Annotated in this window: 18 protein-coding genes; 15 read left to right on the top strand and 3 right to left on the bottom strand. The window is 72.0% G+C overall.

Going from position 1 to position 23,204, the window contains the following annotated elements; translation table 11 throughout:
* Window positions 1-5: 5 nt before the first annotated feature.
* Both K3769_RS30685 and K3769_RS30690 read right to left on the bottom strand, forming a co-directional pair.
* Window positions 6-191, bottom strand: coding sequence for an MbtH family protein (locus tag K3769_RS30685; RefSeq protein WP_210888975.1), 186 nt, complete (start codon window positions 189-191; stop codon window positions 6-8).
* Between the two features lie 94 nt (window positions 192-285).
* Complete coding sequence (locus K3769_RS30690; protein WP_267029499.1) at window positions 286-546, bottom strand: acyl carrier protein; 261 nt, start codon at window positions 544-546, stop codon at window positions 286-288.
* A gap of 524 nt (window positions 547-1,070) precedes the next feature.
* Here K3769_RS30690 and panD point away from each other — a divergent pair.
* From panD to K3769_RS30740, 10 genes are all read left to right on the top strand, one after another.
* Entirely contained in the window at window positions 1,071-1,490 is a 420-nt protein-coding gene (gene panD, locus K3769_RS30695; RefSeq protein ID WP_267029500.1) for an aspartate 1-decarboxylase, read from the top strand.
* Window positions 1,491-1,892: 402 nt separating this feature from the next.
* Window positions 1,893-2,051, top strand: coding sequence for a hypothetical protein (locus tag K3769_RS30700; protein WP_267029501.1), 159 nt, complete (start codon window positions 1,893-1,895; stop codon window positions 2,049-2,051).
* Between the two features lie 112 nt (window positions 2,052-2,163).
* Window positions 2,164-3,567 (top strand): helix-turn-helix domain-containing protein, encoded by a 1,404-nt coding sequence (locus K3769_RS30705; protein ID WP_267029502.1) that lies wholly within the window; start codon window positions 2,164-2,166, stop codon window positions 3,565-3,567.
* 83 nt (window positions 3,568-3,650) lie between these two features.
* Window positions 3,651-3,815 (top strand): lysine biosynthesis protein LysW, encoded by a 165-nt coding sequence (locus K3769_RS30710; protein WP_210888966.1) that lies wholly within the window; start codon window positions 3,651-3,653, stop codon window positions 3,813-3,815.
* Window positions 3,812-4,678 (top strand): RimK family alpha-L-glutamate ligase, encoded by an 867-nt coding sequence (locus K3769_RS30715; RefSeq protein ID WP_267029503.1) that lies wholly within the window; start codon window positions 3,812-3,814, stop codon window positions 4,676-4,678. Before K3769_RS30710 ends, K3769_RS30715 begins: the two co-directional genes overlap by 4 nt.
* Window positions 4,666-5,697, top strand: a complete 1,032-nt coding sequence (gene argC, locus K3769_RS30720) for an N-acetyl-gamma-glutamyl-phosphate reductase (protein WP_267029504.1) — start codon at window positions 4,666-4,668, stop codon at window positions 5,695-5,697. Before K3769_RS30715 ends, argC begins: the two co-directional genes overlap by 13 nt.
* 19 nt (window positions 5,698-5,716) lie before the next feature.
* Window positions 5,717-6,538 carry a [LysW]-aminoadipate kinase gene (locus tag K3769_RS30725; protein WP_267029505.1) on the top strand — a complete coding sequence of 274 codons (822 nt, stop codon included), beginning with the start codon at window positions 5,717-5,719 and terminating at the stop codon, window positions 6,536-6,538.
* Window positions 6,535-7,599 carry a M20/M25/M40 family metallo-hydrolase gene (locus K3769_RS30730; protein WP_267029506.1) on the top strand — a complete coding sequence of 355 codons (1,065 nt, stop codon included), beginning with the start codon at window positions 6,535-6,537 and terminating at the stop codon, window positions 7,597-7,599. The genes K3769_RS30725 and K3769_RS30730 overlap by 4 nt, the downstream gene beginning before the upstream one ends.
* Window positions 7,596-8,420, top strand: a complete 825-nt coding sequence (locus tag K3769_RS30735) for a transketolase (RefSeq protein ID WP_267029507.1) — start codon at window positions 7,596-7,598, stop codon at window positions 8,418-8,420. The genes K3769_RS30730 and K3769_RS30735 overlap by 4 nt, the downstream gene beginning before the upstream one ends.
* Window positions 8,417-9,418, top strand: coding sequence for a transketolase family protein (locus tag K3769_RS30740; RefSeq protein ID WP_267029508.1), 1,002 nt, complete (start codon window positions 8,417-8,419; stop codon window positions 9,416-9,418). The genes K3769_RS30735 and K3769_RS30740 overlap by 4 nt, the downstream gene beginning before the upstream one ends.
* Window positions 9,419-9,546: 128 nt before the next feature.
* Here the strand turns inward: K3769_RS30740 and K3769_RS30745 are convergent, their stop codons facing one another.
* Complete coding sequence (locus K3769_RS30745) at window positions 9,547-10,938, bottom strand: DegT/DnrJ/EryC1/StrS family aminotransferase (protein ID WP_267029509.1); 1,392 nt, start codon at window positions 10,936-10,938, stop codon at window positions 9,547-9,549.
* 210 nt (window positions 10,939-11,148) lie between these two features.
* On the opposite strand from K3769_RS30745, the gene K3769_RS30750 reads away from it, so the two are divergent.
* From K3769_RS30750 to K3769_RS30770, 5 genes are all read left to right on the top strand, one after another.
* Window positions 11,149-12,933 carry a condensation domain-containing protein gene (locus K3769_RS30750; RefSeq protein ID WP_267029510.1) on the top strand — a complete coding sequence of 595 codons (1,785 nt, stop codon included), beginning with the start codon at window positions 11,149-11,151 and terminating at the stop codon, window positions 12,931-12,933.
* 17 nt (window positions 12,934-12,950) lie between these two features.
* Window positions 12,951-21,050: a non-ribosomal peptide synthetase gene (locus K3769_RS30755; protein WP_267029511.1), complete on the top strand. Its 8,100-nt coding sequence runs from the start codon at window positions 12,951-12,953 to the stop codon at window positions 21,048-21,050.
* A gap of 38 nt (window positions 21,051-21,088) precedes the next feature.
* Window positions 21,089-22,069, top strand: a complete 981-nt coding sequence (locus tag K3769_RS30760; protein WP_267029512.1) for a helix-turn-helix transcriptional regulator — start codon at window positions 21,089-21,091, stop codon at window positions 22,067-22,069.
* Window positions 22,070-22,157: 88 nt separating this feature from the next.
* On the top strand, window positions 22,158-22,370 hold the full coding sequence (locus K3769_RS30765) for an MbtH family protein (protein WP_308216412.1): 213 nt from the start codon (window positions 22,158-22,160) through the stop codon (window positions 22,368-22,370).
* A 57-nt stretch (window positions 22,371-22,427) separates the two neighbouring features.
* Complete coding sequence (locus K3769_RS30770) at window positions 22,428-23,198, top strand: thioesterase II family protein (RefSeq protein WP_267029514.1); 771 nt, start codon at window positions 22,428-22,430, stop codon at window positions 23,196-23,198.
* The last annotated feature ends 6 nt before the right edge of the window (window positions 23,199-23,204 follow it).

A 23,204-nucleotide genomic window follows, 5' to 3' on the forward strand; every position in this document is an offset into this window, starting at 1 on the left:
TCGTCTCACCGCGCCCGGCGGAGGCTGAGCGGCCGCATGTCGGTCCACACCCGCTCGACATGGGCGAGGCAGTCCTCCTTGGAGCCGGAGGTGCCCTCGTCGAACCACCCGGCGGGCAGCTCCCGTCCCGTCGGCCAGACCGAGTACTGCTCCTCGCCGTTCACCACCACGCGGTACGTCTGCGCCACCATGCCCTCACCTCTCGAAAAGTCGTTACGGAATGCGATCGGAACTGCGGGCCCTCCCCACGGGCCGGCTCTCACCGCGGGCCGGCCCCGGAGCGGGTCAGGCGGCCGGGCGCCGCAGCGCCACGAGGGCGAGCGAGTCGGGGGTCTGCGACCGGAACAGGTCGCGGACGGTGATCCGCACGCCCAGTTGCGAGCTGATGAGGGACACCGCCCGGGCGGCCGTCAGCGAGTCGCCGCCGATGTCCAGGAATCCGCTGCTCGTGTCGGGCACGTCCTGTGCGCCGAGCACCTCTTTGAAGACCGTGGCGATCCGTACGGCAATCGCCCGGGCCTCCTCGGTCGCGCTGTCCACCGTCATGTTCCGTTCCCTTCGGGCTCTCGATGACTTCCGGCTTCCGCAGCGGAAGGCGAACTCGCGATGGTCCGCAAACGCCCCCGGTGCCTCATCACTGTGACTCCGGCGGGTAATTCGGCTCCAGCCCTTCGCCCCCTCAGCAAACTGCGCGACACGAAAGTGAGCGGGTCACATTTCGCGCCCATGCGAGCAGAACAGGCCACGAAGACAGGGTCCGAAGATCGTGATTCACCTCCTCGCGGTGTCCCGGGAATGCGTGTCTGGCGAAGGCCGATTTCGCGTGGAATACTCGACGACCGCCGTCGAAGTTATTTTCGTGCGTGCTGACGGCATCCGAATGAGGGCCGCTTTCCGCGGCCGTCACCGATGCCGATCGTTCGTCCGGCCGCCGCGCCCCGCGAACTGCCCGCCCGCGCTGTACGAGCATCCATCCGCGTGTTTTCCGGGGCGGCTTCACCACATTCTTCTCCGCCGACGTCCACGCGTGGTTCCAGACCAGAAGGCACTGAACCCGAAAGGCGACAGCCATGTTCCGTACCATGCTCAAGTCCAAGATCCACCGAGCCACGATCACTCAGTGCGACCTGAACTACGTCGGTTCCCTGACCCTCGACGCCGACCTGATGGACGCGGCCGATCTGCTCCCCGGCGAGCTGATACACCTCGTGGACATCAACAACGGCAGCCGGCTGGAGACCTATGTGATCGAGGGACCCCGGGGCAGCGGGATCATCGGCGTCAACGGCGCCGCGGCCCGTCTCGTCCAGAACGGCGACCTCGTGATCATCATCGCCTACGCGGCGGTGGCGGACGCGGACGCGTCGAAGGTGGAGCCCCGAGTGGTCTTCGTCGACGAGCACAACGGGGTCGTGGAGTCGGGCGCCGCCCTGGGGTCGGCGCCCGCCGGCCACGGGCTGATCGCCGGGGACACGGTGAAGGCCGGCTGAGACCTCGCGGGCCGGCGCGGCCGGCGCTTCACGAGGAGACCTCGAAAGCGCCGGTCACCGGCCCCGCCGCACTCCCGCGCGACCACGCCGGCCCTGCCCAGGGCCGGCTTTCGCATGTACGGGACCAGGTACGGGACCTCGACGCCCGCGCGGCGATGGACGGCCCCGACCGGCTTCCGGAACCGGCCCGCAGCCGGCCGACGGTGTCCGTATTGCCATCGATTATTACCCCGTGGGTTTTTCGCGCACCCCCCGCTTTGGTGCCGAAGAACTTGGTGAATGGTTCCGTCGGTGGATTGTGGGACGGGCGCACACCATCCTGGAAGAGCGGAAGGGGAAACGGCCGGACACCATCGGACGGGACCTTCCAAACATTCCTCACTCTGAATTCTGGGAGAAACCATGAAGTCTGTCCGTGTGTTCGTGGCCACTGTTCTCTGCGCGATGATGTTCGGCGCGGCCGTCGCCACCGCCACCGCCGAAACGAATGGCGCCGACTACGCGACGACGTCCGCCGCCGCCCCCGGCGACGACAGCGGTTGGGGTCGAATAGGTGGCTGACCTGCGGGTGTGCACGGGGAAGACAGAGAGAAAGGCGCCCGACTCCGTGAGTAACAAACTACGGGATGCTGTCCGGAAAATTGGTGACCGAGAAAGAGAAACGCTCGGACATGTGGCGCACGGGGACACCTACGGGGAGATCACCCGGCCCTTGAATGTCGCTCCGCAAGCCGTCGGAAAAACCGCGGCGACCGGAATCCCGTTACGCGAACGTGAGAGGGCCCGCGAAACCGTTCCCTTCGCCGACCTACTGAAGAGGCACCGAGGCCGGTCCGGGCTGACCCAGCAACAACTGGCGGACTTCGCCACGTTGAGCGTCAGGGCGATCCGGGACCTGGAGAGCGGACGGGTGCGACGGCCCCGACGGGAGAGCGTGGGACTGCTCGCCGACGCGTTGCGACTGGGCGACACGGAGCGTCTGCAACTGCACGCCGCCGGAGGAAGCCCGACGCACCTGCGGGTCCCCCTGCACGAACTGCCCGCGCCACCCGCACTGCCCGAACCGCCCGCTCCGCCCGGCGCGCTGGTGGGCCGGGAAGCGGAGCTGCAGGTTCTGCTCGATCAGGTGACTGTGCACCGTCACCGTCTGGTGAGCGTCGTCGGTATCGGCGGCATCGGCAAGACGCATCTGGTGCTCGCGGCGGCACAGTCGCTGCGCGCCAAGGGCTGGCGGGTCGGCTGGCACGCCCCGGCCGGAGACCCCCTGTGCTGCGGTGCGACCTCCGCGGCCGGCTCCCGCTCCGGTGAACCGCCGCCGGGCGCCGGCGGTCCGGCCGACGACCTCGTCGAGGCGATCGGTGAGAGGTACGAACTGCTGATGATCGACGGCGACGACGCCTGGGGTCCCGGCAGGGTCGACATCGGCGAACTGCTTCGGCGCTGTCCGGGGTTGCGCGTGGTGGTGACCGGCCTGACGCCGCGACACCTGCCGGGCGAACGCGTCCTGCCGCTCACCGCGATGACCGTGCCGGAGGAGGCGCGGGACTACGACCACGCCCTGTTGAGCGAGGTCGCGTCCGTGGCCCTGTTCCTGTCCCACATGCGCCGTTCACGGCCGGGGTTCCGGCTCCGGCCGGACAACGCGCACGCCGTGGTGGGGCTGTGCCGCTGGCTCGACGGCGTACCCCGGGCCCTTGAGTACGCGGCGGGCTGGTGCCTGGTGTACCCGCCCGAACTCCTGCTGGCCCGAGCGGGCCGTGACTCCTCCCTCCTCTCCTCCCCGGCGGGCTGCGGCTGCCAGGACCTGCTGCGTTCCGTGGCGCGCAGCGTCGACATCGTGGCCGAGCGCCACCGCCGGGTGCTGGCCGAGGTGGCGGACCGTCCGCACTGGACGGTCGCGGACCTCGGCCGCCTCGTGCCGGATCCGGCCGCCGCCCTGCACGCGCTGCTGGTCCACGGCCTGGTCCGGCCGGCGGGCGCCCGGCTGCCGGAGCACTTCACCGTGCTGCAGCTGGTACGGCTCCTGCACGGGCGGGACCGAACCCCGACGACGACGGCGGCGGTCCGGGCCGGCTGAGACTGCCGCTGCTTCTGCCTACCGGGGCCCGCGGCGGCCCCTACGTTTACCCGTGTCTTGGCGGTCGATGAAAGGGACTGGACATGGTCACCTGCCCGGAATGTGAGAACGCGGTGGTGCCCGCCGGAACACCGGTGATCGGCGAGATTGTGGAATGCGGTGAATGCGCCAGCGAACTGGAGATCCTCACGCTGGATCCGATCCGGGCCGCCCTCGCGCCGGAGATCGAGGAGGACTGGGGCGAGTGAGGGGCGCCGAGCCGTTCGCGGTACTCGCGTCCCGCGTGCGGGCCAGCGAGAAGAGAATCCTCGAAGCCCTCTCGCGCAGAGGGATCGCCCATCGGCACATCGACAGCCGTGAGTGGTGGCACCGACTCGGTGACCGCGTCCCGCACCCGATCGTGCTGAACAGGGAGATCGGGCTCGCCAGGGCGACGTACGCGGCCGACGCGCTGGAGGCGGCGGGCGCGACGGTGGTCAACTCCGCGCGGGCCACCGCGCTGTGCGGGGACAAGTGGCGCACGTCCGCCGCGCTCGTCGAAGCCGGGCTCCCGACACCGCGAACGGCCCTCGGGCTGACCCCGGAAGCCGCGCTGACGGCTCTGGAGAGCCTCGGCTACCCGGCCGTGGTGAAGCCGCTGCAGGGCTCGTGGGGCCGGCTGGTCTCCGCACTGCCGGACCGGCAGACCGCGGAGACCGTGCTGGAGTACGTCGCCGCCCTGCCCTCACCCCAGGCACGGATCGTCTACCTGCAGGAATGGATAGCCAAACCGGGGCGGGACATCCGGGTGATCGTGGTGGGCGGTGAAGCGCTGGCCGCGACCTACCGGCGCAGCGAGCACTGGCGGACCAATGTGGCGCGGGGCGCCGTGAGCGAACTGTGCCCCCTCACCCCGGACATCGCGAAACTCGCGGTCAGGGCCGCGCAGGCGGTGGAGGCCGAGATCGCCGGTGTCGACCTGATCGAGGACGAGACGGGAGCGATCCTGGTCCTGGAGGTCAACCACGGCGTCGAGTTCTCCGGTCTCCAGCAGGCCCTCGGCGACGAGGTCTCCGTCGCCGACCGGATCGTCGACCACCTCCTGGAGAAGTCACGCTCATGCTCCGAGTAGCGATCGTCGGGGCCTCCGGCTACATCGGCGGCGAGCTGCTGCGGCTGCTGCACGGTCATCCACGGGTGACCGTCGTGGCCGCCACCTCCGACCGGCTGGCCGGGCGCCGGGTCGACGGCCCCCATCCCAACCTGCGCGGCCACACGGAGCTGTGCTTCGTCGGCCACGACACCTTGCGGACCATCGAATGCGATGTGCTTCTCCTGGCCGCTCCGCATCGGGAGACCATGGGAAGGATGGCCGAATTCCTGCAATCGGCGGAGACGGTCATCGATCTCTCCGGCGACTTCCGTCTGCGGGAACCCGGGATCTACGCGTCCTACTACGGGGTCGCACACACCGCACCGGAGCTGATTCCCGAGTTCACCACCGGGCTGCCGGAATGGCATCGCGCCGAACTGGCCACGAGCGACCGGATCGCGGTTCCCGGTTGCATGGCCACCGCCGGCATTCTCGCCGTGCGGCCGCTGGCCCGCGCGGGGCTGATCGAGGGCACGGTCCGGGTGGACGCCAGAACCGGTTCCAGCGGGTCGGGCGTCTCCGCCGGAGCCGCCGGCGCCCATGCCGAACGCAGCGGCGCCCTCCGCGTGTTCGCCCCCTCCGGGCACCGGCACGAGGCCGAGATAGCCCAGGCGACGGGGCACACCGTGCGGATGACCGCCACCGGCGTCGAAGCGGTCCGCGGCGTGCAGGTGCTGTGCCACGTACAACTGGCGTCCGGTGTGTCGGAGAAAGACGTACGGGCCGCGTTCCGCGCGGCGTACGCGAACGAGCCGTTCGTCCGGGTCATCGCCCAGCGGCAGGGCCTGTACCGGCTCCCCGAGCCGAAGATCCTGACCGGATCCAACCACTGCGACGTCGGGTTCGCGGTGTCCGCGGACGACGGCACCGCCGTCCTGATCGGCGCCCTGGACAACCTCGTCAAGGGCGGCGCGGGCGGCGCGGTGCAATGCCTGAACGTCCGCTTCGGCTGGCCGGAGCGGACAGGGCTGGAATTCCCCGGACTGCATCCGAACTGAACGGAAGCCGATGAAGCGCATGCGGGACATTCTTGTGGTCAAGTGCGGCGGCAACGCCGCTGTGCGGTCGGAGGCGATCTGCGCGGACGTCGCCGCCGCGCACCGCGGCGGCAGGCCGGTGATCCTCGTCCACGGCGGCTCGGCGGACATCGACCGGCTCGCCGAACGCCTCGACGTACCCACACGCCGGCTCGTCGCCCCGGACGGGGTGTCGACCCGGTACACCGACGAATCGACGCTCGAAGTCGTGCAGCTGGCGCTGGCCGGCTCCGTCAAACCCCGGCTGCTGGCCGCCCTGCGCGCATCCGGTGCGGACGCGGTCGGGCTGACCGGTCTGGACGCCGGACTTCTCGTGGCCGCCCGTAAGCCCGCGCACCGCGCATTCCTCGACGGACGCCGGATCGTGGTCAGGGACGACCACTGCGGACGGATCGTCGCGGTCAACGGCGACCTGCTGTCCACGCTGCTCACCGCGGGGCTGCTGCCCGTGGTGTCGCCGCCCGCCGTGGCCGAGGACGGCCGGGCGGTCAACGTGGACGCGGACCGCGTCGCCGCGGCCGTCGCGGGCGCCGTCCGGGCGAGCACCCTCGTGCTGCTCACCGGGGCGAGAGGGGTACTGGCCGACCGGAACGACGAGGCGTCGGTGCTCCCCGTCTGCCGGGTCCCCCGCCGGGGGGCGCCTCCGGTGGTCACCGGCGGCATGGGGGTCAAGCTGATCGCGGCCCGGGACGCACTGCTGTCCGGTGTGCGCCGCGTCCTGATCGCGGACGGCCGCCGGCCGAGTCCCGTCCAGGAGGCCCTGGCGGGCGCGGGCACCGAAGTACTCCTGGAGGAAGAGTGAGCAGGTTCTCCGACCGGGCCGCGGTCCAACTGCTGCACGGCATGCTGAAGATCCCCTCACCGTCCTTCGAGGAGTCGGAACTCGCCGGCCACGTGGTGGACGCCATGCGCGGCGCCGGTCTCACCGCGCGGATCGACGGGGCGGGCAACGCCGTCGGGGAGATCCGGCGCGGCCCGGGGCCGACGGTGATGCTGCTCGGGCACCTGGACACCGTGCCGGGGGACATCCCGGTGCGGGTGGACGGCGACCGCCTGTACGGCAGGGGCGCGGTCGACGCCAAGGGGCCGCTCGCCACGATGATCTGCGCCGCCGCGGGCAGCACCGGCTTCCGCGGCCGGATCGTGGTCGTGGGCGCGGTGGAGGAGGAGACCACGATGTCCCGGGGCGCGGTGGAGATCCGCCGTACGCACGAGCCGCCGGACGCGCTGGTCATCGGCGAGCCCAGCGGCTGCGACACGGTCGTCCTCGGGTACAAGGGAAAGCTCGATCTGCGCTACCACGTACGGTGCGAGGCGACCCACCCCAGCAACGTCGTGCCCAAGGCGTCCGAACGCGCGGCCCGGGCCTGGACGGAGCTGCTGGACCTGCTCGGCCCCGAGGCGAGTCACGCCCGGTTCGACAGTCCCGGCCCGACCCTGACGTCGATCGAGGGTGGACTGACGTCCGCCACCGCGGAGTTCAGCATCCGGATTCCGCCGGGCTTCGACACCGAGGGCCTGGTGACCGCGCTGTCCGGGCGGCTGGACCCGGACACGCTCCAGGTCGTCAACACCGTGCGCGCCTGCCGGGTCGGCCGCAACGACCCCGTGGTGCGGGCCCTGTCGCTCGCGATCCGCGCACAGGGCGGCAGCCCGCGGGCGAAGGTGAAGACCGGCACCTCCGACATGAACACCCTGGCGGAGCGGTGGAGCGTACCGATGGCCACCTACGGGCCGGGGGACAGCGGCCTCGACCACTCCGACCGGGAACACATCGAACTGTCCGAGTACCTGTTCGGCATCGGGGTGCTGACCCGTGCGCTGGCCGGACTGGGCGAACACCTCACCGGAGAGAATCGATGAGCGACGACCACGCGCGCACGGCACGGGAACTCGTCGTGCGGATGTGCGCCAACCCGGAGGGCGGCCACCTCGGCGGCTCGATGTCCATGGTCGAGATCCTGGTGACGCTCTACCGCGATGTGCTGAGGATCGACCCGAAGCGGCCGCAGGCGCCGGACCGGGACATCCTGCTGCTGAGCAAGGGGCACGGCGCGATCGGACTGTACGCCGTCCTGGCGGAGCGGGGCTTCTTCCCCGAGGAACTGCTGGCGGGCTACGGCACCCCGGACAGCGTGTTCACCGCCCACCCGAATCCGGCCGTCCCCGGGGTCGAGATGCCGACCGGGTCACTCGGCCACGGACTGCCGCTCGGCGTCGGCTTCGCGCTCGCAGCCCGGCTGGACGGCAGGGACCGGCGCTGTTTCGTGGTGCTCGGCGACGGCGAACTGCAGGAGGGCTCGGTCTGGGAGGCCGCGATGGCGGCCGGCGCCCAGGGCCTGGACCGGCTGGTGGCGATCGTGGACCGCAACGGGCTCCAGATCAGCGGTGACACCGAGGAGACCATGGGGCTGGAGCCGCTCGGGGACCGATGGCGCAGCTTCGGCTGGACGGTGCTCGACGTCGACGGGCACGACCCGGACCAGTTGCGCTCGGCCTTGTCGCGCGTTCCGCACACCCCGGGCAGGCCGACCGTGCTGCTGGCCCGCACGGTCAAGGGCAGAGGACTGCCGTACATCGAGGGCCAGGCCCGCAGTCACTACGTCCGGCTCACCGAGCGCGGGCACCGGCGTGCCCGTGCGGCGGTGCTGCGCGGCGAACGACCCCGAACGGAGACGACATGACCGTCGTGACAGCCGAACCCGCAGTGTCCACCGACCCCACCGCCTCGACCGACTCCGCCGCGTCCACGGAGACCCGCGCGGCCCGGGAGGTGTACCGGGACGTACTGGTCGAGTTGCTCGGCCGGGACGAACGCCATGTGTGCCTGGACAGCGACACCGGCCTGTTCTCCGCCACCGCCTGGGGCGACGCCGCACCGCGCTATCTCAACCTCGGTATCGCGGAACAGAACCTGATGGGTGTGGCGGCGGGACTCGCCAGGTCCGGCCGCGTCCCCTTCGTCAACACCATGGCGACCTTCGCCGCCACCCGCGCGCTGGAGGCGGTGAAGCTCGACATCGCCTGGAACAACCTGCCCGTGCGGATCGTCGCCACCCACGGCGGGCTCTCCGCCGGCCATCTCGGCTCCACCCACCACGCGCTGGAAGACCTCGGCGTCATGCGGATGCTGCCGAACATGACGGTGCTGGTGCCCGCGGACGGTCCCGCCACCGAGACCCTGGTCCGGTCCTGCGCGGAGCTGCCGGGACCGGTGTACCTGCGCCTCGGGCGCGGCGCGACGCCGGATCTGGCGCCGGGGGCGGAGCCGGTACGGATCGGACTCGCGCAGCGCCTGCGCCGGGGCACCGACGTGACGCTGATCGCCACCGGACCGCACCCCGTGCTCACCGCGGTCGGGACCGCCGAGGAACTGGCCCGCACCGGGATCGACGTGGCCGTGCTCAACATGCACACCGTCAAACCGCTCGACCGGGAGGCGATCGTGGAGGCCGCCACCCGCACACGCGGGATCGTCACCGTCGAGGAACACTGGGCGGCCGGGGGCCTCGGTTCCGCCGTGGCCGAGGTCGTGGCCGACCTCGGTGTCGCCTGCCCCGTACGGCGGGTGGCGGTCGCCGACCGGTTCGCCGCCGGCACCGGCGGGCACCGGCATCTGCTGGCGCGCAACGGCATCTCCGGCGCCGCGGTGACCGAGCACGTACGACGGCTGCTGGCCTGAACTCCCGGCGTCGCAAGGGCCCCGGGCGGTTTGAACCGCCCCGCACACCACCGCACCCCATGATCCTGGTCCCGGATCATGGGGTGCGGTGGTGTGCGACGGCGTGCGGCGGGATGAGGTCATCGGGCTCATCGGGAGGGGAACGCCCCGGCCCATTCGGTGTCGGCGATCTCCGAGGCGCGTTCCCAGTGCGGGGTGTAGTCCGTCGTCGCGGCGATGGCGGCCAGCGCCTCGCGGTGCTGCCAGACCTTCTCGAACGCGTCGGCGTACCGGTCGAGCAACGGCCCCGCGTCCGGATGCAGATGCGCCTTCTGGATCGTGAAGGAGTCGTCCAGGACCCGCAGGGTCGCCGGGAAGTCCTCGGCACGGTAGGGGCTGTCCACGACGCCGGGCAACGCCCACGGGTATGCGCCGAATCCGCGCCGCCCGGTGAAGACCCGCTGCGCGGGCAGCGGCTGCAACTGGTAGGGCACGGCGGGCACCCCTTCGGCACGCAGCGCCCGCTGGACGACGGCGCGCAGCGGGCCCGCCAGCTCGTCGGCCAGTCCGAAGGCGGCGGGGCTCACCCGGATCCGCAGGATGTGCCAGGCATGGGTGCGGTCCCGCGGGACCTCGGGCACCAGGAAGCCGGGACACGCGGCCAGCCGCCCCAGCAGTCGGCGGACGTTCTCCTCGCGGACGGCCGTCTCGGAGGGGAGCCGCGCGAGCCGGCTCCGGGTGAAGGCCGCCTGCACCGCGTTCGGCTTGCAGTTCCAGCCCAGCAGATGCGCCACGTAACTGCGTTCGCCGCCCGCCGGAATGAGCTCTCCGAACTGCCGCAGCATGGTCGCCCTCGTCGCCACGTCCGTGTCGTCGGTCGTGATCAGGCCCCCTTCACCGCAAGTGGCGAGGTTCTTGCTGACGTTGAGGCTGAAGGCGTTCACCGCGCCGATCGAGCCCACCGACCGGCCCCGGTACCGGGCGCCGTGCGCCTGCGCGGCGTCCTCGACCACGGTGACCCCGTGCCGGGCGGCGATCGCGGTGATCTCGTCCAGCTCGGCGGGCAGACCGTGCAGGTGGACCACGACGATCGCCCTGGTCCGGCCGGTGATCGCGGCCTCGACCGCCGCGGGGGCCAGATTGAACGTGACGGGGTCGATGTCCACGAACACCGGTACGGCCATGAGGTGCAGCGGGGCGGCGGCGCTGCCGATGAAGCTCAGGGCGGGCACGATGACCTCGTCGCCGGGCTCCACCCCCGCGGCGGCCAGCGCGACCGACAGCGCGGCGGTTCCGTTGCTCACCGCCACGCAGTGCTCCGTGCCGACGTGCCGCGCCCACTCCCGTTCCAGGCCCGCGATCTCCCGCTCGCCCGACGAGGCGGAGGTGAACCGGCCGGACCTCAGGACCCGCTGGACCGCCTGCTCGTCCTGGTCGGTCACCATCGGCCAGGGCCTGATCCCGAACTCCCTGGGTACGGCCCGGCCACCGCCGAACATCGCAAGGTCGACCGTCGGCTGGACCGCTTGCTGGATTGTCACCGCTGAGCCTCTTCTCGATGTGATTCCGTCCGTACGTCGCGCATGTCATCGTCCGCGTGCGCCGCCGCGTTCGGGCGGCAATCCCACCGGCAATTCGGCTGCTTTCCTCCGCGGCGCTCCCTCGAATTGCCGCTTCGACTGCCGCAGGCGGCGAACACCGTTCGCTAACTTCGTTCCTGATTCCAGACCGGACTCGGAATGAGGGAATACGTGACCAGCCATTTCGACGAACCGAATTCGAGTGCGGCCGGGGAAACTCCGGTCGTCCGGCACCGGCGTGTCCTGTGCCGACTGGTCGCCGAAGTCCTCGGGGTGAGCGACGTCGGCACCGACGACGGGTTCGTGGCGCTCGGCGGAGACAGCATCATCGCCATGCAACTCGTGAGCCGGGCACGGAAGGCCGGTCTGCGGATCACCGTCGGCGACGTGCTGACGCGGCGGGACATGGCGGCGCTGGCGCAGACGGCCACCACGCTCGACCGGGAGCCGGCGCCCGTCGCGGACAGCGGGGTGGGGCCGGTCGTCACCACTCCCATCATGCACTGGCTCCGGGAACGCGGCGGCGCGGTCGACACCTACAACCAGTTCGCGGTCCTGCGCACCCCGGCCGGGCTGACGGAACCCCGCCTGCTCTCGATGACGCAGGCCCTGCTCGACCACCACGACATCCTGCGCCTGCGGCTGTCCGTGCCCGACGACGAGGCGGACTGGGCGCTGGAGACCCTGCCGGCGGGCGCGGTCGACGCGGCCTCGGCCGTCCGGCGGACCGACGTGTCGGGGCGCCCCGAACAGGACCTGGCCGCGCTGGTACGGCAGGAGTCGGACGCGGCGCGCGACAGGCTCCGCCCCCGGGAGGGCAACGTCCTGCGGGCCGTGTGGTTCGACGCCGGACCGGATCGCCGTGGCCTGCTCGCCCTGGTCGTCCACCACCTGGCCGTCGACTCGGTCTCCTGGCGCATTCTGGCCGCCGATCTCGCGACGGCCTGGGAGGCGGTCGAGAAGGGTGCCGCGATCGCTCTCGACCCGGTGCCGACCTCGTTCCGCCGCTGGTCCCAGGTACTCGCCGAGCAGGCGCACACCCGGACCGCCGTCGCCGAACTCCCCGGCTGGCTGGAGCGGTTGCGCCCCGGCGCCGCACGCTTCGGCGACCGGCCGAGGGTCCCGGGGCAGGACCTCGAAAGCCGGGACCGGTGCTTCACGGAGTCCCTGCCGACCGAGTTCACCGAGGCGTTGCTGACCACGGTGCCGTCGCTGTTCAACGCCGGCGTCAACGACGTACTCCTCGCCGGTCTCGCGCTGGCGATGGGCGACTGGCACCGCGCACGCGGCACGGCGGGCGACGGCACCGCACTGCTGCACCTGGAGGGCCACGGCAGGGAGGACGCACTCGCGGAGGTGGATCTCTCCCGGACCGTGGGCTGGTTCACCAGCCTGTTCCCGATCAGGCTCGACCTCGGTGAACTCGACCGGGCCGAGGTGGACGCCGCCGGGCCGGCGGTGGGCGACGCGGTGAAGCGGATCAAGGAGCAGGTGCGCGCGGTGCCCGACAAGGGAGTCCGCTACAGCCTCCTGCGCCATCTGAACCCGCGGACGGGCGCGCTGCTGGAGAAGGCGGACCGGCCGGAGTTCGTCTTCAACTACCTGGGCCGTTTCGAGGTGTCGGACGACGCCGACTGGTCGGTCGTACCGGAGTACGGGACCGGTCTGGACGACACCGGATCAGGGATGCCCATGGCCCACAGCGTCGAGGTCAACGTGGCCACGGTGGACCGGGCGGACGGTCCGGTGCTGCGGGCCACCTGGAGCTGGGCTGACAGCGTCGTGTCGGAGGCGGACACCCGCGAGCTGGCGCACACCTGGTTCCGGATGCTCCGGACCCTGGTCGCGCACGCCCGCGAACCCGGAGCGGGCGGACTCACCCCGTCCGACCTGACCCTGAACTCGCTCAGCCAGCACGAACTCGAAGAGATCGAATCCGATCTGCGGGCTTTCTGAGGAAGTTGACACTGAAGATGAACCAGTCGGTAGTCGAGGACGTCCTTCCCCTTTCGCCCCTGCAGGAAGGCCTGCTCTTTCACGCGCTGTTCGACCGGGAAAAACACAGTCCGTACCTCGCGCAATTCGCGGTGGATCTCGAAGGGCCGGTGAATTCCGAACTCCTGAAGGCCGCCGCGGACACCGTGATACGGCGCCACGCCACCCTGCGGTCCGGATTCCGGTACCGGAAGACGGGCGAACCGATACGGGTGGTCCGCCGAGATGTCCCTGTGGACTGGCGGGAGATCGAGATCGGCCAGGAGGATGGCCAGGAGGACGCGCCGGACCGGATCGCCGAACTGACCGAGCAGGACTGGGCCCGCGGCATCGACGTCGGCGGAGCCTCGCTGATCAGGTTCACCCTCGTCCGGCACACCGCCGACCGCCACCGGCTGCTCGTGACCGCCCACCACCTCCTGCTGGACGGCTGGTCCTTCGCCCTGCTGTTCCAGGAACTCTTCGCCGTGTACTCCCGGGCGGGCGGCACCGACGGCCTGCCGCCGGTGCGTCCGTACCGCGACTACCTGGCCTGGCTCGCGCGACAGGACCGGGCCGGCGCGGAGCGGCACTGGGCCGCGGCCCTGGAGGGGGTCGCCGGGCCCACGCTCGTCGCCTCCGCCGATTCCCGCACCGGTCCGCCGCCCGAAGAGGTCGAGGTGCTGCTGTCGTCCGGGACGACGGCGCTGCTGACCGCACACGCCCGGCGAAACGGCGTCCTGCTCAACACGGTGTGCCAAGCGGTCTGGGCCATCCTGGTCGGTTCGCTCACCGGCCGCGACGACGTGGTGTTCGGCTCCACGGTCAGCGGCCGTCCGGCGGAACTGACCGGCGCGGACTCGATGATCGGGATGCTCATCAACACCGTTCCGGTACGGGTGCGCCTGGACCGGGCGGCTTCGGTGAGCGCGCTCTTCGAGCAGATCCAGGCGGGACGCGCCGCGTCGCTCGACCACGACCACCTCGGCCTGACAGAGATCCAGCGCCTGACCGGGTTCCCCACCGCGCTCTTCGACACCAACGTGGTCTTCGACAACTTCCCGATGCACGACTACGAGGTCGACTCACCCGACGGCGAACTGCAGGTGGGCGTCACCTTCCGGGACAGCGCACACTTCCCGCTGACCCTCGCCGTCGAACCGGGCGAGCGGCTCGCGCTGCGCCTGCACCACCGCCCGGACCTGTTCACCGCCGCACAGGCGGCCGAGCTCGCCGACCGGCTGGTGCTGCTCCTGGAACAGGTGGCCGAGGACCCGGACCGACCGCTCTCCGCGCTGACCCTGCTGTCGCCCGAGCAGCACGACCGCGTCGTACGGCGGTGGAACGACACCGCGGTCGAACTGCCCGGGGTGACGCTCGCCGAGCTGTGGGCGGAGCAGGTCCGGCGCACGCCGGACGCGCCGGCCCTGGTGGCGGGCGACGAGCGGCTGAGCTACGCCGAGCTGGCCGGACGCGTGGACCGGCTGGCGGCGCGGCTCGTCCACCGGGGCGCGGGCCCCGACCGGATCGTGGCCGTGGCCCTGCCCCGTTCGGTGGAACTGGTCGTCGCGCTCCTCGCCGTCGTCCGAGCGGGCGCGGCCTACCTTCCGGTGGATCTGGACCACCCCGCCGGGCGGATCGCCGCGATGGTCGCGGACGCCGGGCCGGTCCTCGTACTGACCGACTCGACGAACGCCGCCGCCGTCCCCGGCCCCACGCCGAAGCTGCTGCTCGACGAACGGACCGAACGGACCGAACAGACCGAACAGACCGAGAAGGCCGAGAAGGCCGAGCAGATCGATCCGATCGCGCCGGTCTCCGCCCGACTCCCGCGAGCGCTCCCGGCGCACCCCGCCTACGTCATCTTCACCTCCGGGTCCACCGGGCGGCCCAAGGGGGTCGTGGTCCCGCACGCGGCCATCGTGAACCGGCTGCTGTGGATGCAGGACCGGTACCGGCTCACCGGCGCGGACCGGGTCCTGCAGAAGACCCCGGCCGGTTTCGACGTCTCGGTGTGGGAGTTCTTCTGGCCGCTGATCTCCGGGGCGGCCCTGGTGATCGCGAAGCCCGGCGGACACCGCGACCCCGCCTACCTCGCCGAACTGATCCGCGGCGAATCGGTCACCGTCACGCACTTCGTGCCCTCGATGCTGCAGGCGTTCCTCCGGGAGCCCGCCGCGGCCGACTGCACCGGCCTGCGCCGGATCATCTGCAGCGGCGAGGCCCTGCCCGCGGAGACCCGGCGCGAACTGTTCACCGCGCTCGGCTCCACCGAACTGCACAACCTCTACGGACCGACCGAGGCCGCCGTCGACGCGACCTCCTGGCAGTGCCACCGCGACGACGAGGGAAGCTCGGTGCCGATCGGCCGACCGCTGGCCAATGTGTCGGCGTACGTGCTGGACGGCCGACTGCGGCCGGTGCCGCCGGGGGTGGTGGGGGAGCTGTACCTGGGCGGGATCCAGCTCGCCAGGGGATACGCCGGACGTCCCGCGCTGACCGCCGAGCGGTTCGTGGCCTGCCCGTTCGCGGCCGGGGAACGCATGTACCGGTCCGGTGACCTGGCCCGCTGGACCGCCGACGGGGAGCTGGAGTACGTAGGCCGCGTGGACGCGCAGGTGAAGATCCGGGGCTTTCGCGTGGAGCCAGGCGAGATCGAGGCGGTGCTGGCCGGCCACCCCGAGGTCGTCCAGGCCGCGGTCGTGCTCAGGGAGGACCGGCCCGGCGACCAGCGTCTGGTGGCGTACGTCGTGGCCCGGTCCCAGGGCCTCACGGACCGCGAACTCCGCCGGTTCGTGTCGGCCGGCGTGCCCGACTACATGGTCCCCGCCGCGGTGGTCCTGGTCGAGGCCATGCCGACGACGATGAACGGAAAGCTCGACCGGGCCGCGCTGCCGGAACCCGACCGGGGCGCGCACGCCGTGCGGGAGCCGCGCAGTCCCCGCGAGGAGATCCTGTGCGAACTCTTCGCGGAGGTCCTCGGGGTGCCCCGCGTGGGGATCGACGACCACTTCTTCGACCTCGGCGGGCACTCCCTGCTGGCACTGCGGCTGCTCTCCCGGATCCGGTCCGTCCTGGGGGAGGGGTTCGAGCTCCGGGACCTGTTCGCCGAACCCACGGTGGCCGGACTGGCCCGGCTGACCGGAGTCGCGCGCCCCGCGCTGACCGTCCGGGCGGGGGCGGAACCCGTGCCGCTCTCGTTCGCCCAGCGACGGCTGTGGTTCCTGAACCGGATGGAGCGCGACGAGGGAACGTACAACGTGCCCGTCGCGGTCCGTCTCACCGGGGCGCTGGACCGGGACGCGCTGGACCGGGCGCTCGCCGACGTGGTGCGGCGGCACGAGAGCCTGCGCACGGTCTTCCCCGAGGAGGGCGGTGAGCCGCACCCGGTCGTGCTGGACTCCGCTCCCGCGATCGAGGTCGTCGAGGTGGCACCGCGGGACCTCGCCGGCGCCATGGCGGAGCGGGTCCGCCACCGGTTCGACCTCACCGCGCACGCGCCCGTCCTGGCCACCCTGTTCCCGCTCGGCCAGGAGGAGCAGGAGGAGCAGGAAGAGCAGGAGGAGCGGGAGGAGCACGTCCTGCTGCTGGTCGTTCAGCACATCGCAGCCGACGGCTGGTCCCTGCGTCCGCTGCTGAGGGACCTCGGGCTGGCGTACACCGCCCGCTGCGAGGGGAACGCCCCGGACTGGCCGCCGCAGCCCGTGCGGTACGCCGACTACACGCTGTGGCAGCGGGAACTGCTCGGCGAAGCCGAGGACCCCGAAAGTGTGATGGCCCGTCAGTTGGCTTATTGGCGGCGGCAGTTGGCCGACCTGCCGGCGGAGCTCACGCTGCCGGTGGACCGGCCGCGCTCCGCGGTGGCGGGGCAGTCCGGCGGCACGGTCGCCCTCCACTGGGAGCCTGAGCTGCACCGCGGGCTGCTCGAACTCGCCAGGTCCGCCGGCTGCACGCTGTTCATGGTGCTGCAGGCGGGTTTCGCGGCGCTGCTGACCCGGATGGGCGCGGGCACCGACATCCCCTTCGGCACCCCGGTGGCGGGCCGGACGGACAGCGCCCTCGACGACCTGGTCGGGTTCTTCGTCAACACCCTGGTGCTGCGCACCGACACCGCGGGCGATCCCGGGTTCGCCGAACTGCTGCGCCGGGTCCGGGACACCGACCTGGAGGCGTTCGCCCACCAGGACGTCCCCTTCGAACGGCTCGTCGAGGAACTGCGGCCCGAACGGTCGCTGTCCCGCAACCCCCTGTTCCAAATCATGATCCAGGTGCAGCACGCCGGGACCACCACCCCGGACTTCGCCGGACTGAAGGCCGACCACGCCCCGGTGACCTGGGACATCGCGAAGTTCGACCTCAGTCTTGAACTGGTGGACGAGCGCGACGACCGGGGCGCACCGGCCGGGCTGACCGGCTACCTGGAGTACGCCGAGGAGCTGTTCGACCGGACCACCGCAGAACAGCTCGTGGCGCGCCTGCGGCGGCTGCTGGAGCAGGTGCTCGCCGCCCCCGAACGGCCGATCGGCGCCGTCGACGTGCTCTCGGACGGGGAACGGCGACGCTTCCTCGCCGAGCGCCCCGTCCCCGACCCTGTACCCGCGCAGCGGACCGTGTTCCTGCCCGACGCGTTCCGGGAGCAGGCCGCCCGCACCCCGGACGCGACGGCGCTGGTCTTCGAGGACACCACGCTGACCTACGCCGAGCTCGACGCGCGTGCCACCCGGCTCGCCCGCCACCTCGTGGGCCGGGGCGCGGGCCCGGACCGGGTGGTGGCGGTGGCCCTGCCCAGGTCCACGGACCTGGTGGTCGCCCTGCTGGCGGTACTGAAGGCGGGCGCCGCCTTCCTCTTCGTCGACCTGGCGTACCCGGTCCGGCGGATCGCCCACCTGCTGACGGACTCCGCCGCCGCCCTGGTCGTCACCGACAGCGCGTCCGCCGCGTCGCTGCCCGTACACGAACCGGTGCTTGTCGACGGCCCCGCACTGGACGACGACCCCGCACTCGACGACGGGGCGTCGGAAGAGCTCACGGGCGCGCTCGCCGCGGACCATCCGGCCTACGTCGTGTACACCTCGGGGTCGACCGGTGAGCCCAAGGGCGTGCTGGTGACGCACGGCGGGCTGGCCAACCTGCTCGCCTTCTACCGCGCGGAGGTCATCGCCACCGCCGAGCGGACCCGCGGCCCGGGGCGCTGCCGCATGGCGCTCACCGCGTCCCTCTCCTTCGACACCTCGGTCGTCGCCCTGCTGTGGCAGGCCGTCGGCCACGAACTCCACCTCATCGGCGACGACACCCGCCGCGACCCCGCCGCCATGGCCCGGTACCTGGACCGCTGCGGCATCGACGCCCTCGACGTGATGCCCAGTTACGCCGAGGAGCTGATCCAGCAGGGGATGCTCGACCCGGCCCGAACACCGCCGGCGGTCCTGATGACCGGCGCGGAGACGGTGGGCGAGAAGCTGTGGGGGCGGATCCGGGAGACCGAGGGGATCACCGCCTACAACATCTACGGACAGACCGAGACCACGGTCGACTCCCTCTTCTGGACGTCGGACGACAGCGACCGACCGCTGATCGGCCGTCCGATCCCCGGCGTGGACGTGTTCGTGCTCGACGCGGCCCTGCGTCCCGTCCCGCCGAAGGTGATCGGCGAACTGTACGTCGCGGGCGCCCAGTTGGCGCGGGGCTATGTGAACCGCCCCGGCCTCACCGCCGAGCGGTTCGTCGCGAACCCGTATCGGCCCGGACGGCGCATGTACCGCACGGGCGACCTGGTCCGGTGGACCGACGACGGCGCGCTGGAATTCCTCGGCCGGGCCGACGACCAGGTGAAGATCCGCGGTTTCCGCGTCGAACTCGGCGAGGTCGAGGCGGCACTGGCCCGCCACGAGGGCGTCACGCACGCGGTGGCGGTCCTGCGGGAGGACCGGCCGGGGGACGCACGCCTCGTCGGCTATGTGCTCGCGCGGAACACGGAACTCGACGTACGACGGCTGCGTGAGTTCGTACGGCAGAGCCTGCCGGACCACATGGTGCCCGCCGCGATCGTGGTGATCGACGAACTGCCGCTGACGCCGAACGGAAAACTCGACAGCGCCGCGCTGCCGGAACCGGTCTACCCCACCGGCACCCGGCGCGCACCGCGCACTCTCCGCGAGGAGTTGCTGTGCGGGCTGTTCGCGGAGGTGCTCGGCCGTGACGCGGTGGGCATCGACGACGGCTTCTTCGATCTCGGTGGCCACTCCCTGCTGGCCGTGCGGCTGAGCAGCAGGGCGCGCTCCGTGCTGGGCGTGGAACTGCCGGCCCGGCTACTGTTCGCGGCCCCGACCGTGGCCGGGCTGGCGGCGGGCCTCGACGAAGCGCTCCCGGGCAGGCCGGCGCTGAGGGCGGGGCGGCGACCGGACGTGCTGCCGCTGTCCTACGCCCAGCAGCGGCTGTGGTTCCTGGACCAGTGGGAGGAGACAGGCACCAGCTACCACCTCCCCGTCGCTCTGCGCCTGACCGGTCCGCTGGACCGGGACGCTCTCGAACAGGCGTGGTGCGATGTCACGGACCGGCACGAGAGTCTGCGGACGGTCTTCGTCGTACGGGACGACCGGCCGGCGCAGTCGGTACTCGCGCCCGGAGCGTTCCGGCCCGCCCTCGTGCACCGGGAACTGCCCGAGGCCGAGGTCGGGGCGGCGGTCCGCGCGGCGGCGGACCAGCGGTTCGAGCCGGCCGTGCGACCTCCGCTGGCAGCGCACCTGTTCACGACGGGGCCGGCGGACCAGGTCCTGCTCCTGGTGTTCCACCACATCATCTGCGACGGCTGGTCGCTCGGGCCGCTCCTGCGCGACCTCTCCGCCGCCTATGCCGCCCGCATCCGGGGCGAGGCTCCGCAGTGGGACGAACTGCCGGTGCAGTACGCCGACCACGCGCTGTGGCAACGGGAGTTGTTGGGTGGTGAGGACGACCCGGGCAGTGTGCTGTCCCGTCAACTGGGCTACTGGCGCGACCAGTTGGCCGCCCTTCCGACGGAACTGGCCCTGCCGACGGACCGGCCGCGGCCCGAGATCAGCGACTACGCGGGCGGAACGGCGGACATCGAGTGGGGTCACGACCTCCACCGAAGCCTGCTCGCGCTCGCCAAGGAGCACCACTGCACGCTGTTCATGGTGCTCCAGGCCGCATGCGCCGCCCTGCTCGGCAGGCTGGGCGCGGGGGAGGACATCCCGATCGGCACCCCGGTGGCCGGCCGGACGGACGACGCCGTCGACGACGTCGTCGGGTTCTTCGTCAACACGGTGGTCCTGCGCACCGACCTCTCCGGGAACCCGAGTTTCGCGGAACTGCTCCGCCGGGTCCGGGCCACCGACCTGGCGGCCTACGAGCACCAGGACGTGCCGTTCGAGCGGCTGGTGGAAGAGCTGAACCCACCGCGCTCGCCCGGCCGCCACCCGCTCTTCCAGACCATGGTCCAGCTCCAGCACGCGAGTGCCGGTCCGCGGTTCCCCGGGCTGCGGGCGTCCGAATGGCCGGTCCCGTCGACCACCGCGAAGTTCGACCTGGTCGTCGACGTGGAGGAACGGCTCGACCAGGACGGCGCACCGGCCGGACTGACCGGGGCCCTGATGTACTCGACCGCCCTGTTCGACGCCTCGACGGGAGAGCGGCTCGCCGACGGCCTGCGCCGGTTGCTCACCCAGGCGGCCGAGTACCCAGGACGGCCGCTCGCCGACTTCGACGTATCACCTGTCCAGGACCGGCCGTCCGGTGACCGGCGCTCCGATGACGTCGCCGCCGGCCTCACCGCACGCCCGGCCGCGTCGGCGGACGCGGCACCGGCCGCCACCGGGCCCCGTACGGCGACGGAGGAGGTGCTCGGCGGGCTGTTCGCCCAGGTGCTCGGCCTGGACTCGGTCGAGGTCGACGACAACTTCTTCGCCCTGGGCGGGCACTCGCTGCTGGCGACCCAGCTGATCTCCCGGGTGCGGTCGACCCTGGGGCTGGAACTGCCGGTCCGCGAACTCTTCCGGGCCCCGACCGTCGCCGGGATCGCCGTGTACCTCGCGACGGCCCGGTCCGCCCGGCCGGCGCTGCGGCCCGCCGCCTCCCGCTGACGGCGGGCGTTCACCGACAGACCTGGGAGACGAACCCCATGCTCACCATGTTCGGACTGGAACAGCTGGAAGAAGCGGTGTACCGGGAGATGCGCGGATCGCCGCCACCGGCCGCCGAGGAGATCGCCGACCGGCTGGCCGTCGCGCCGGACCTGGTCCGTGCCTGCCTGGACCGGCTGCTCGAACTCGGCCTGCTGCGGCCCTCCTTCGAGGTGCCCGGCCGATACGCGGTGGTGGACCCGGTCCTGAGCCTGCGGCAGTCGCTGGCCGGCCAGCACGAGGAGCTGATGCGCCGGCAGCGGCGGCTCGCCGAGACCCATGCCGAGGTCGTCCGCCTGCTCATGTCCGACGCCTCCGGCCGGTCGGGCAGGGCCGAACAGGTCGAACGGCTCCTGGGGATGGACGAGGTGCAGTGCCGGGTGGACCGGCTGGCGGGCGAGGCGACCCGCGAGGTGCTGACGTTCCTGCCCGGTGGCGCGCGGCCGGCGCCGGAACTCGTGGCGGCGCGCCGCAACGACGCGGCGCTGCTGAGCCGCTCGGTGTCGATCAGGACCGTCGGCACGGACACCGGCTCCTACGACGCCGCGACGCTGGCGTACGTGCGCTGGCTGACCGGCAACGGGGGCCTGTTCCGCTGCTCCGGGGCGCCCTTGCCGAGGATGATCCTCTTCGACGGCTCGGTCGCGCTGGTACCCCTCGACCCGCGGAACACGACGGCGGGCGCGCTCCAGGTCACCGACCCCGGCCTCGTCGCCCCCCTGGCCGCCCTGTTCGAACAGACCTGGTCGTCGGCCACCCCGCCGGCCGCCGGGCGGCCCGCGGCGGACGACACCCTGAGCGGCAAGGAACTGGCGCTGCTCCGGCTGGTCGCCGAGGGCTGCACCGATGCCGCCGCCGCGGGCCGACTGCACGTCTCGCACCGCACCGCCCGACGCATGATGGCGGCCCTCATGGAGCGCCTCGGCGCCCGCAGCCGCTTCGAGGCCGGCGTCAAGGCCGCCCGGCTCGGCTGGCTCTGACCACCGAGCGACCACCGAGCGACCCCCGGCCCACCACCGAGCGGGCCCAATGCCCCCACCTGTGACACCACCCCGAAAGGACAATCCCGTGAACAACCCGTTCGACGACGAAACAGGCTCCTATCTCGTCCTGACCAACGCGGAGCGACAGCACTCCCTGTGGCCCGCGGACCTCGACGTACCCGCCGGATGGTCCACCGTCTTCGGAGCGGCCACGCGGGCCGCGTGCCTGGCCCATGTCGAGGAGAACTGGACGGACATGCGGCCGGCCTCCCTCGTGGCCGCGATGAACGGGGCCTGAACCGATGGCAGCGAACCACAGCGGGGCCGCCGGGCCGGCGCCCACCGGGGGAGCACGGTGAGCGGCGTACGGGACACCACGATGGTGCCCCTGCACCGGACGCCGCACGCCGAACGGACCCTGGTCGGCCTGAGCTTCTTCGGCGGTGGCACGGCCGCGTACCGGCCGTGGACCGCGCACCTGCCCCCCGCGACGGACCTGGTCGTGCTCTGCTACCCCGGCAGGGAGGGCAGGTTCGTCGAGCCCTTCGCCCGCGACTGGTCCGAGCTCGTCGACGACGTCGCGCACTCCCTGCGGGCGGCCGACCTCGGCCCGTACCTCCTCTTCGGGCACAGCATGAGCGGCTGGACCGCCTTCGACGTCGCCGCCCGGCTGGAGACGGACGAGGCGCACCGGCCCGCGGCGCTCGTCCTGTCCTCCTGCAACGCGCCGGACCGCGGCCTGACCGAGAGCGAACTCTCTCCCGCGGCCCAGGACGACGACGATCGGCTGCTGGAGTGGATGGGCACGCACGGCCTGCTGCCCCCGCACGTCCGGGAGAGCGCCGACCTGACCGAGGTGGCGCTGGAACTGATGCGGGCCGACATCGCCGTCCGGGACACCTTCGTCCACAGGGGCGCCCGGGTGAGCGTGCCCCTCCAGGTGTTCTCCGGCGCCGGCGACCCGCTGATCCGCGCCGACGCGGGCCCCCGGTGGAACGCCCTGACCTCCGGCCCGTACCGGCACGACGTGCTCGGCGGCGGCCACTTCTACACCCCCGAGATCTGGCAGACCCTCCCCAGTCGGATCGCCCCCGTCCACGCCGCCGCAGCCGGCTCTGCCTCCTGAGGAGTG

Source organism: Streptomyces ortus, assembly GCF_026341275.1.
GTDB classification, from domain to species: domain Bacteria; phylum Actinomycetota; class Actinomycetes; order Streptomycetales; family Streptomycetaceae; genus Streptomyces; species Streptomyces ortus.